Here is a 13,022-nt window from a genome sequence, read left to right as displayed (position 1 = left end):
CAGCAACGGCGCGAGCCGTTGCTGATTTTTTTGCGTGTGACCTGCGCAAAACAGGCAGATGAACATTGTGTGACATCGGTTCGGTCGCGCACTGGTGTAACCGACTATCCCCTATAAGCAACGCTGGCCGCTTGATAGCACTGCGTTGCAGACCTTCCGCAATTCGAAAGGATGAGTAGTGATGCTGCGCTGCAAACCTCTGGCAAAACCGAGTGCCCCGCGTCGTGATGGCGAACTGTCGATACTGCGGCTCAAGCCGCTGGCCCAGGCCATTGCGCTGTTGATGGTTGCCGGCAATGCCCACGCGGCCACGGCATTCAGTTCAAGCTGGTTTGCCGCCAAAGGGGCGGTGCAGTCTGCCGGCGCGGCGCAGCCAGGGGCGGCAGTGCCGGGGATGCCGCCACCGCTGGCGCAGCAGCAACGGGCCAATCAACAGTTGCAGCGTTCACTGACCAACCTCAACAACACCGTGGCCGCAATCGCCGCCCAGCAAGCCGCGCAAGCGGCCGGCCGACAGGCTGCGTTCGGGCGGGTGCAAACGGTGCCGGATGGTTTGGGCGAGGGCGGTCTGAAGGTCGACAACAGCCTGACCCAAGGCTGGACCAACGCCAACGCCCCGGTGCAAACCCAGGCCGACGGCAAGACCACGGTGAATATCCAACAGACCGCCGACAAAGCGATTCTCAATTGGGAAACCTTCAACGTCGGGCGCAACACCACCGTGGATTTCCAGCAGCAATCGAACTGGGCGGTGCTTAATCGGGTCAACGACCCGAGTGCGCGCCCGAGTGAGATCCAGGGTCAGATCAAGGGCAACGGCACGGTGATGCTGATCAACCGCAACGGCGTGGTGTTCAGCGGCACCAGCCAGGTCAACGTACGTAACCTGGTCGCCGCTGCCGCGACAATTACCGATGTTCAGTTCAACCAGGGCGGCCTGTATGTCGACGCCACGGGCAGCCAGCCGACCTTCACCGAGGCCGCCGGCAAGGTGCTGGTGGAACGTGGCGCCTTGATTGAAACCCACAAGGCGACCTCGTCCACCGACGCCGGCGGTTATGCCTTGCTGCTCGGCACCGAAGTGGAAAACGCTGGTTCCATCGTCACCGCCAAAGGCCAGGCCACCCTGGCTGCCGGCGACAGCTTTTACATCCGCCGTGGTGTCGGCACCAGTGGCAACCAGCGTTCGACCACCCGTGGCAACGAAGTGGCCACGACGCTGAAAACCGGCAGCAGCGCCGGTACGGTGATCAACAATGGCTTGATCCAGGCCTCCACCGGCGATATCACCCTGACCGGGCATCAGGTGCAACAAAACGCGGTGGCGGTGGCCAGCAGCTCAGTCGACGTTCGCGGTACGGTGCACCTGCTGAATTCGATTACTGACAGCACGGGCAGCGTGACGCTCGGTCAGGGCAGTACCACGGCGATTCTGATCGACGCCGCCAGCGGCTCGGCCCTCGACAGTCAGCGCAATGCCGCCCTGGCCGGCCTCGACGGCTCGCCCAACACCTTGAACACCGGCCGTTTCAACAACCTCAGTGGTGTGGCTGATCGCGGCGATCAGTCGCGGGTCGAGATTGTCAGCGGCGGCGGCGTCGATTTCCAGAAGGGTTCCATCACGCTGGCCACTGGTGGCCAGGTCGCGGTCAGTGCGGGCGGGCGCAGCCTGGTGCGCGATGGCGCGGTGATCGACGTGTCCGGTGCAATTGGCGTCAAGGTGGCGATGGAAGCCAACGGCATCAAGATCAACATCCAGGGCAACGAGCAACGGGACGCTCCGGTCAACCGCGACGGTGGTCTGCTGAACAACAGTGACGTGTGGGTCGACAGGCGGGACCTGGTGTTCGTGCCGGCCGGCACCAATGGTTATGCCACCGATCGTTGGTACACCGGTGGGGGTTTGCTTGAAGTCGGGGGCTATCTGGGCACGCAAAGTCACAGCGCCGGTGAGTGGATGGCCCAGGGCGGCACCGTGACATTCACCGGCAACGACGTGGTGACGCAGCAGAACGCGCAGATCAACTTGTCGGGCGGCACCCTGGATGTGCAGAGCGGCTATATTCGCCAGTCCTGGCTCAGAGGGCCGAATGGCCGCCTGTATGAGTTGTCGCGGGCGCCAGGGGACATTCTTTATTCCGGGTTCTACAACGGCTACGAAGACTCGAGCCAGCGCTGGGGCCAGACCTCTTATTACTACAACCCGTTGATCGCTCCCAGGCAGCGCTACGAGCAGGGTTACACCGTAGGGCGCGACGCCGGAAAACTGGTGGTCGCTACCCGCAGCGCGGTGCTCGAAGGTCAGATTGTCGGTGATGTATTCAAGGGCGAGCGCCAGACGCAAGCGCCGAATATCAACCTCGACGGTTACCAGCAAACGCAGACCGCCATGGCTCGACGCGCACAATTGTTGGTCGGCAATTACACGCCGATTTACGACAAAACCACGGGGGTGATCAACAGCGGCCTGAGTCCGGTCCTGGATCAAGTGTTGATCGGCGATGTCGAGCAGAAAATCGCCGCCGGTCTCGACCTGACCTCGGCGGTGACCAGTGACCGGCAAGGCAAACTGCAACTGGACGGCGATCAACTCAGTGGGTTCCAACTCGGGGCGCTGAAGGTCGCGGCCCGGCAACAGGTTCAGGTCGACGCCGCACTGACCGTGGCTGACGGCGGCGAAATCACCCTGTATGCCCCGCAAATCAGCGCCAACGCGGACCTCACTGCACGCGGCGGTAGCATTCGTCTGGGCAACGTGCTCAAACAGGTCAATATCGACAGCAATTTCGTCGTTGGCGATGTGATTCTGGCACCCACCAGTGATTTCAAGGCCCAGGTAACAGTGGCCGATGGCGTTCAGCTGAACACCGCAGGCCTGTGGAGCAACCTGCTGCTTGATGCCAGCGACAGTTCTCGTTTGCCGTACCTCAATGGCGGCACCGTGTCGCTGCGCAGCAGCGGGGATATCGACTTACAGGCGGGCAGCCTGATCGATGTGTCTTCTGGCGGCGCGGTCATGGCCGACGGCAAGACCCGCGGCGGCAAGGGCGGTGATCTGACCTTGGCGGCGGGTGACAGTAGCTCATCGGGGTCGGCTTCGTTGACCCTGGGGGCTGAGTTGCGCGGTGAAGGCGTGACAGGTGGCGGCACCTTGAAAATCCAGTCGCATAAGGTGCAGATCGGCGAGGCGGGCACTGTACCTGCAAGCGACACACTGCAATTGGCTGCAGACTTTTTCAACAAGGGTTTTTCGGCCTACGACATCACCGGCAATGAAGGCTTGATCGTCGCGGATGGCGCTCAGGTCGAGGTGACCACGCCGGTTTATCGCTTTGGCGAAGACGCCGCGAAGACGGCCACTGGCGCGCAAGCGGCGACGGCGCTGGAGCGTTGGCTGCCGACCCTGTATCAGGAAAATCCGCTCAAAGGCGTGCTGACCCAGCGTAAAGGCGCCAGCCTGAGCTTGAATGCCGGCACTGCACAATCCACTCCTGCCGACATGACCACTACCGCGTTGACCCTTGGTCAAGGCTCGGTGATCAGCGTAGACCCTGGTCAGTCAATCAACCTGCGCAGCATCGGCCAACTGACGGCCAATGGTACGTTGAATGCTTGGGGCGGGCAGGTCTCGCTGGGTGGACTGAGTGTTACCGGGCAGGCGGCCGAGAATATCAACGCCATCGGCCATGGTCGTTCCATCTGGCTCGGTGAACACGCGTTGATCGATGTCGCGGCCCGCGCGGCGACGGCGGTTGATGCCCGTGGCCAGACTTATGGACAGGTGCGCAACGGCGGCCAGATTGTGATCGGTGGCCAGATTGACAGCAAAACCGGGATGGCGACGGCGTCCGACCTGTTTGTGGTATTGCGCGAAGGCTCGCGCCTGGAAGCCTCGGGCACCCGGGCGCAGCTGGACATCTCCGGCCAGGGCAAAACCTGGGTGGCAAGTAATGGCGGCAGTATTTCCCTGGGCTCCAGTAATGGCTTGTACCTGGACGGTAGCTTCAACGCCAAAGCGGGCGGCGCGGGGGCGGCGGGTGGCAGTTTGTCGGTCGCGCTGGAGACGCCTTATTACCTGAAAACCACCGTCACTGATCGGGTGCTACAGGTTCGTGAGCTGATCCTCAGCCAGACGCATGTGCCCGGCACGGTGGAAGGCTCGCCTGACGAAGCCGCCGGTTCGCTGGTCTACGGTCGCGGCCAACTGGGTGTCGATCAAATCCAGGCGGGCGGTTTCGACAACGTGGTGCTGCTCAGCAATGGTTTGTTGAGCATGGCCGGCGATGTGTCGCTGACCACCGGCCAGAGCCTGAGCCTGTATTCCCGGGGCATTGGCCTGGCCAAAAACGCTGCGGCCCATAGCCGGGTTGAGCTGAACGCGCCACATGTACTGTTGGCGGGGATACTTACCCCGGATGACCCAAACAAGACTGTTTACGTCCGACCGGTGCTCGAAGCCACTGTGTCCACGGCGAACAACCAGGCGTTGTTCGCAGTCAATGCCAATCTGCTGGATGTTCAAGGCAGCGTACGCTTTAGCAGCAAAGGTACGTTCAAGCGCGCCGACAACTCCATTGTCACCGTCCAGCGCGAGGGCTTCGACCAGGTCGAGCTAAACAGCCAAGGCGATCTGCGCTTCCTCGCTGGCATTGAGGGGCAAGGAATGCCGACCGGCATTACCACGCAATTGATCACCCCTGGCGATATGACCTTGCGCGCTGCGCAGTTATACCCGGCCACCGGAGTCGCCGCGCGGGTGCTGGCGGGTTTGGGGACGGCAGTGGCGCTCTATAACCCGACGCGGACCCTGGTCATCGGTCGCACAGGCAGCGTGACGCCCGATGTACCCTATTCAGCTTTCGGTCGATTGCAATTGGGTGCAGGGAGAATCGAACAAGGTGGCGTCGTGCGCGCGCCGTTGGGGTTGATTGAAGTCGGAACGGTGGGCAATGCGCCCGGCGAAACGACGACTGTCGAGCTGCTACCCGGCAGCTTGACCTCCGTCAGCGGCAAGGGATTGACCTTGCCCTATGGCGGCACCGTCGATGGTCAGACCTACCGCTACGGGGGCAAGAATGTGGCACTGGTCGGTCAAGGCTCCGTGCTCAATGGAAACGGTGACCTGACGGTCGGGGTGATTTTGGGCGGGCAGTCGATTTCGGTCCAGGAAGGGGCCGTCCTGGATCTGTCTGGCGGTGGCGATCTGCTGGGGACCGGGTTTATCTCCGGCCGTGGCGGTTCGACCGACGCCCGTTACAACCCGTTGGTGCAAATCGGCGCCAACGGAGGCTTTACCTTGCCGGGCCTTGCCACCAACCCGGTCTACGCCATCGTGCCGGGCAATCAGAGTGTTTACGCGCCAGTGGCAGCCGAAGGCGGTGCGGTCGACCCGGTGATCGGTCGCCAAGTCACCATTGGCGCGGGCGTGCCCGGGTTGGCAGCCGGCACCTACACGTTGATGCCTTCCACCTATGCCTTGTTGCCGGGGGCGTTCCGGGTCGAGGTCAACGGGCTGGCGGGATTGGGTAGCGTGGCTGGCGCGCAACGGATGCGCAATGGTTCGTGGACCACCGCCGGTACGCTCTCGGTGGCCAATACCGGGCTGCGCGATAGCATTGCCAGTCAATTGATCCTGACCTCCGGTGATGTGTTGCGGCGTTATTCGCAATACAACGAAACCACTTACGCCCAGTTCGCGGTGGCCGATGCCGCTCGGTTGAATGTTCCGCGAGCGATGCTGCCGGTGGATGCAAAAACACTCAAGTTGGCGTTGCTCAAGGGCGCCAAAGAAGAGGCGTTTTCGTTCAACGGCATCGGTAAGTTCGACGCGGCACCGGGCGGATACGGTGGCACCGTGGTGGCGCAGTCGTCAGCAGACATCGAAATCGTCGGGACAGGCCAACAGGCCACTGCCGGCTTTGCCGGCGTCACACTTAAAGCTGACAGCCTGAATGGCTTGCAGGCGACGCGGTTAATGGTCGGTCAGTTGCCTTTTGTTTTCTACGGTCAGGGGGGTAACTACATCCAGTTCACTGGTGCCAGCGCCAATTCCGATATTACCGTGCGCAGCGGTGCGAACCTTTCGGCACCGGAAGTGTTCCTGGTGACGACCACCGGTAATCTGGTGGTGGAGCAGGGGGCGTCGATCAACAGCATTGGCCGTGGCGCGGCGGCCTATGATGCGCGCGACGGTTTCATTTATCAGGCGACTAATCTGCTCGCGGTTTCCAATGGCTTGCTCAACGTGCAAAACGTGCGTGCTCCCGGCGGAACCGTCAGTGGTGCCATGAGCGTAGGCGGATGCGACAGCACCTGCACCGGCCAAACACGGCTTTACTCCGAAGGCAGCATCGTCGCGTCGACGGGCACGACCTTGGAACTGGGCGATCAGGTTCGCTATGGCACCCGCCACCTGACGCTGGCTCTGGGCAACATCAATGTAGGCAGTAACCAGGCATTGACCGATGCAGCGGCACGCAACGTATTACCAGCTGGTTTGAGTCTGAGCCAGCCAGTGCTTGAACGCTTGTTGCGGGGCGATACCGAGTACGGCGCACCGGCGCTGGAAACCCTCGAGCTGTCTGCCCGCGAGGCGATGAATTTCTACGGAAGCGTCACCCTCGACACTTACGACGCCCTGACCGGTCGCTCGCGACTGAACAACCTGATGCTCACCACCCCTGCCATGTATGGCGCTGGCGGTACCAACGATGTGGCGACCATTCGCACCTCCAACCTAATCTGGAACGGTGCCAAAGGCGACCCCGGCGTCGTGATCGCTGGCGGTGCCGGCACCGGCAGCGGACGCCTGGACATTCAGGTCAGACGCATCGAGTTCGGTTATGGCGATTTCGCCCAGCCCAGTTCTGTCGATAGTCTGGACCGTCTGGCGCTGGGGTTTGCCAATGTCAATCTGACGGCCAGCGAGCGCATCACCGCCAATCACAAAGGTAGCCTCGCGGTATACCAGACCCAGGGTGCATTCGATGCGCAAAAGGGTTTCAGTTACAGCGGTGGCAACCTGAATATCGTCACGCCATTGATGACCGGTGAAGCCGGTTCGGTCAATCGCATCACTGCCGGCGGCGCCATTGACGTCAGCGGCACGGCCAACGCCGCAGCCAGTGCTGTCGGCCTCGGGGCTGAATTGTCACTGAGCGCCAGCCGCATCAATCTGGCCAGTGCGGTGGTGTTGCCCAGCGGCAAGCTGACCCTTGACGCTACCAACGACCTGACCCTGACCGACGGCGCGCTGATCGACGTGGCCGGGCGTGCCATTGTCTTCAACGACCTGACCCAATACAGCGGCGGTGGTGAAGTCATTTTGCAGAGCCGAAACGGCAACATTCGTCAGAGTGCCGGTTCGCGCATCGATCTGTCGGCGCGTAACAATCGCGCCGGTCAACTCAGTGCCGTGGCGCTGGACGCGACGGCCGGGCTGGTCGATCTGCAAGGCAGCATTCTGGGGAGCAGCAGCGGTGATTACGACGCCGGTGGCACCTACATGCCGTATCAGGCCGGTGGGGTAGAAATTCAGGCGCAACGCCTGGGCGGCAGCGGCGACCTCAGTCAACAGTTCGCGGCGCTCAATCAGCGTTTGAATCAGGGTGAAGTGCTCGGCTCGCGCAGCTTCCAGCTCAAGCAAGGCGATCTGGTGATCGGCGATGACCTCAAGGCCTCGAACATCACGGTATCGCTGGATAACGGCAGCCTGTGGGTGAGCGGCACCGTGGACGCCAGTGGCGAGCGGGTCGGCAGTATTCGCCTGGCGGCAAAAAACAACCTGACCTTGGGCAGCGGCGCGGTGCTCGATGCCCATGGCAACCGTCTGCGGGTAGACAGCTACGGCAGGATCATCGACTCGCCGAACCGCGCCATGGTTGACCTGACTTCACGCGAAGGCGTGTTGACCCTGGCGGGCGGCGCGCGCATCGACCTGCGTCACGGCACTGATGTGGCGGTCGGCAGCGAGTCAGGGCAGAACGACGGTCGCGCGCGCGGAACGCTTGAACTCAACGCCCGGCGTATGGGTGTCGCGGCACCCGATGCGGTCTACGGTGACATTGCCATTGATGCCAGCGGCAATCTGGATATTCAGGGCGCCCGCTCCATCGCCGTGAACGGGACGTGGCATTACAACGATGCGCCGCTGGGCACTGACCCGGCGGCCAGCGGTCGACCGTATCAGGTGATCGATCAGGCCTATCTGGACAGCAAGCACCTGCAGAGCGTGCAGTTCATCAACGCCGCCCTGGACAACAATGATTTGATGCAACGTAAACTGGCCGGCTTGAACAATGCCCGCTATGCCGATGCCTTCCACCTGCGCCCTGGCGTTGAAATTGTCAGCGCCACCGCCGACGGTGACCTTGTGGTGCAGGGTGACCTGGACCTGTCGGGTTACCGCTACGCCAGCGTCAACCCCCATACGCAGCAGACTTCCGTTTACGGCTCCGGCGAGGCCGGTAGCCTGACATTGCGTGCTGGCGGCGACCTGAATATCTACGGCAGTATCAACGACGGTTTTGCACCACCGCCGGACACCCAGGACGACAAGGGCTGGGTGCTGTTGCCGGGGATTGATTTCACCGGAGGCGATATCGTCGTGCCGGGCGCGGGCATTACCCTGGCCGACGGCACTACGTTCCCGGCCGGTACGACGTTGAACTACGACGTACCGCTCAAAGGCGTGACGGTGGTCGCCGGTACTCGTTTACCGATGGCCGTGACACTCGCTCAGCCGCTGGAACTGTCGGCGGGCACCGTTCTGGCGGCCGACGTGCGCGATAACGTGGGCAACCTGTTGTTCGCTGCCGGTACCTTGTTGCAGCAAAACGTGACCCTGGCCGCCGATTCTCAACTGGGCGCCGGGAGCCTGTTGACCAGCGCCGCGTCCTTGCAAGACTTTGTCTGGCCCAAGGGGGTGCCGTTGCCGAGCGTCGCGGGGGCGATGAATGCTCAGACCAATGTGTTGAATCTCATCGGCGATCTGGCGCTGGCCCGTGGCGCGCTGATTCCGTCCGGCACCGATGTGAAACTGCCCACCGGAGTGGATTCGGTGCAGTTGCGTCCGGAAGTCGCGGGGCGACAGGGGCGGATCTGGGCCATCGCCTCAATGCTGGAGCCGGGCTCACAGTCATGGTCGCTACGGCTGGTTGCCGGGGCGGACACCGAGGCGGCCGACAGCCGCGTTGTTCAGCCAGAAGCGACCCACGGCGACCTGCGTCTGGCCGACAGTCATTACGGTATGTTCGGCAAGGCCAAGGGCGGTGCGATGATCTGGAGCCAAGAGGGTGCGGACGGGCTCGGCGACTCCTCGATGTTGGGCCAGCCGATCGATCTGGACTACGTCAAGGAAATGGTCGGCTACGACTCGATTGAAGCCATGTGCGCCGATCTTCCAGGCTGGTGTACTGAGCAGTCGGGTTTCAAATGGACCGACGCCGGGGGTAATGAAATTGGCGATCCGTCGCTGATCAACACCCCCATCGACCTGGATTACGTCAAGAACCAAGTCGGCTACGACACCATCGAGGCCATGTGCCTGGATCTGCCGTCCTGGTGCGTGGCCTCGGGTGGCACGACCTACGAGTTAGTCCCAGGCAGCACGCGCTTGAGCGTGCTGCGCACGGGTACCGGCGACCTTGAGTTGTTAAGCGCGGGCGACCTGCGCATGGATTCGCTGTTTGGCGTCTACACCGCCGGCAGCTCGTCGGGGCCGACACAGGCCAATGACCCGTACAACCAGGCCAGGAGCCGTGGTGGCAAAGTACTCAACGACGCGAATGGCAGTTACGAGCATCTGGTGAATGGCGGTACAGACAGCGTCTATCGGGCGTGGTACCCGAATGCTGGCGGTAACCTGACGCTCAAGGTCGGGGGTAACCTCACCGGCAACATCACCGCACCGGCCAATGCGCTCGGCCGGCCCAACAGCAAGGATGTCGGTTATGACTCGGCAAACGTCGGCAACTGGCTCTGGCGCCAGGGCAATGGTGGCGTTGCAACCGGCGGCGCGGCGCAGCCTACGGCCTGGTGGATCAACTTCGGTAGCTACACCGCTTCGATGGACCCAGGTGGTGCCGATCAGATGGTGGGCTTCACCGGCTTCGGCACCCTGGGCGGTGGCGACCTGAATGTGCGGGTGGCGGGCGATGCCGGGATCTTGAATACGTTGGCCGGCAGCACGTTCAACTCAAATATCAATCCGCGCAGCCAAGGGTTGGTCCTTGCCGTGGGTGGCACCGGTCGGGTTGCCTCCGATGGCAGCATGCAACTGACCGGCGGTGGCGACCTTGACCTGCGCGTCAGCGGCGCAGCCAATCCGGCCAGCGCGATCGTCAATGGGCATCTCAACGGAGCAGTGATCGATCTGCGCGGCCATGCTCAACTCGACAGTGCGTCGATGGGCAGCCTCAACCTTCATTACGGCCGTGAGTTGAACGACCAGTCTCCTGGTGAAACCCGTGCCTATGACGTATTCCGTGCGACCCGTGGTCTTGCGGCGGGCGGGCTGACATTGATGCCCGGCGATGCGACCTTTGCGCTGTCGACGTTGGGAGATCTGGTGGTTCAGGATGTCGCGGACCCGGGGCGTGCGCCGTTGATGAGTGGTTCGGCGTTTACCTCGGACGCTGGCGTCCAGGGGCTGGGGCGCAGCTGGTTCACGCTGTGGACAGAGCGCACCGCCATCGATCTGTTCTCGGCGGGCGGTAATCTCACGCCTTACACCCAAGGCGTGGAGACGGACCTGGCGGTGGTTTACCCGTCCATTCTTCGTGCCGTTGCGGCCAGCGGCAGTCTTTACTATGGCGAAGCCAGCAGGCTGGGGGTGGGTGGTGGCGCGAGCAATAGCCGCCCTGCATTGGTACTCGCGCCGTCGGCGAACGGGGAATTGCAGTTCCTTGCCGGTGATTCCATCTACGGCGGTAACTTGACCGTCTCTCAAACGAGTGCATCCGGCAGTGCGATGGCGACACCTCAACGACCTGCATTTGTGGCAACGGTCTCTACGGCAATAGTCGGCAGCAATCTATCCGAAACTGGCAATCGTTATGGAGCCCTCTCTAATCGCCACCCATTGTTTGCCTTTGGTCCGGACAGCGCGGCCGGTGAAGGCGCCGCCAACGTCAACCCTGCAAGGTTCTATGCGGCGAACGGCGATTTGCTGGCAGTCAGCAGTGGACGAGCGATGACGTTCACCACAACCAGTGATGCGCGTTTGGGGCAAACCTGGTACGAGGGCGGCGGGCCGGTCTGGATGATGGCCGGGCGGGACATCGTCAGTAGCGGTACCGGGCTGAGTGGCGGGGTCGGTGGTGATTTATTGTTGGCGGAGTTCAACCATGCAGGCAACCTGTTCATCCACAATAACCCCAATGACATCTCCCTCGTCTCCGCCGGCCGCGACATTCTCTACAGCAACTTCAATGTCGCCGGGCCCGGCACGCTGGAGATCAGCGCCGGGCGCAATGTGCTGATGGAAGACAAGGTCAGTGTGACCAGCATAGGTGCCGTGGTGCCCGGGGATTCCCGAGCCGGGGCGAGCATTGTAATGCAGGCCGGGGTGAGTGCCGGTGGACCCGATTACGATCGCTTCATCACCCCCTATCTGTCATCCGCGAACCTGGCCCAGACCGGCCTTTCTCTGGCCGGTCAGGACGGCAAAGTCGCCAAGACCTACGAAACCGAACTGGTCAGTTGGCTGGCCGCTCGTTATGGCTTCAGCGGCAACGCAGAACAGGCTCGCAGCTACTACGCCGCCTTGCCGGCCGAACAGCGCCGGGTGTTTGCCCGTGAGGTGTACTTCGCCGAACTCAAGGCCGGTGGCCGCGAGTACAACGAAGAGGGCGGTCCGCGTCAGGGCAGCTTCCTGCGTGGTCGCGAGGCGATTGCGGCATTGTTCCCCGAGAAGGATGTGGCGGGTAACCCGATCAGCTACAAAGGTGATATCACACTGTACGGCGGCGCCGGTGTGCACACCGATTTCGGTGGCGGCATCCAGATGCTGACTCCGGGCGGTGGTCAGATTTTTGGCATCGAAGGCGTTTCGCCGCCCTCCACGGCGGGCATCATTACCCAAGGCAAGGGCGACATCGAGCTGTACGCCAAAGGCAGCATACTGCTCGGTCAGAGCCGGATCATGACCACGTTCGGCGGTTCGATCCTGGGCTGGTCGGCCGAAGGCGACATCAACGCCGGTCGCGGTTCGAAAACCACCGTGGTCTACACGCCACCCAAACGTCTGTATGACACCTGGGGCAACGTCACCCTGTCGCCGTCGGTGCCGAGCACCGGGGCGGGGATCGCGACGCTCAACCCGATTCCCGAGGTCGAACCGGGAGACATCGATCTGATCGCACCGCTGGGCACCGTCGATGCGGGCGAAGCGGGGATCCGGTCGTCGCGCAACGTTAACATTAGCGCGTTGAGGGTGGTGAACGCGGCGAACATTCAAACCCAAGGGAAGTCGTCCGGGGTGCCGATCACGGCATCGGTGAACACGGGCGCGATTACCTCGGCCAGTTCGGCGGCATCGTCAGCCTCGCAAGCAGCGGAGGACGTGTCGCGCCAGCAGCAGGCAGCGTCGCGCAAGAATCAGGCGTCGGTGTTTACCGTGCAGGTGTTGAGTTTTGGTTCCGAGCAACTGGCACCGACCCGCGATGGCGCGAGTCGTGCGCCTTCGCCGGCGTACAACCCTGACAGTCCGGTGCAGGTGCTGGGCGCGGGGATGCTGGATGAGTCGGCGCGCCAGCGATTGACTGAGGAGGAGCGGGGGAACCTTACGTTATAAGACTCTCGTTGTAAGTGTGGGGCGGCCTTTTGGTCGCCCATTTTTTTTGGGGTGTACGTAGCCGTTACAACCGGCTCATTCAGACAACCCGCGTCATCGTTAACGATCTTCGCAGGCAAGCCAGCTCCAGGGGTCGGCGTATTTCTGTAGGAGCGAGCTTGCTCGCGAAAAACGTCCGGGCGACCGGCTCATTCAGACAACCCGCGTCATCGTTAACGACCTTCGAAAC

Annotated in this window: 1 protein-coding gene; it reads left to right on the top strand. The window is 62.4% G+C overall.

Annotation, left to right across the window (positions count from 1 at the left end):
• Positions 1 to 181: 181 nt before the first annotated feature.
• Positions 182 to 12,793 carry a filamentous haemagglutinin family protein gene (locus ACYZT9_RS17005; protein WP_462006589.1) on the top strand — a complete coding sequence of 4,204 codons (12,612 nt, stop codon included), beginning with the start codon at positions 182 to 184 and terminating at the stop codon, positions 12,791 to 12,793.
• Positions 12,794 to 13,022 lie beyond the last annotated feature (229 nt).

The sequence above is a fragment of the Pseudomonas sp. ZT5P21 genome (genome assembly GCF_054897785.1).
The sequence above is the reverse complement of the archived record's forward strand: the minus strand, read 5'-3'. Positions and strand labels throughout refer to the sequence as shown.

Coding starts and splice junctions, on each gene's coding strand:
- ACYZT9_RS17005 (WP_462006589.1), top strand. CDS start 182: ATGCTGCGCTGCAAACCTCTGGCAAAACCGAGTGCCCCGCGTCGTGAT.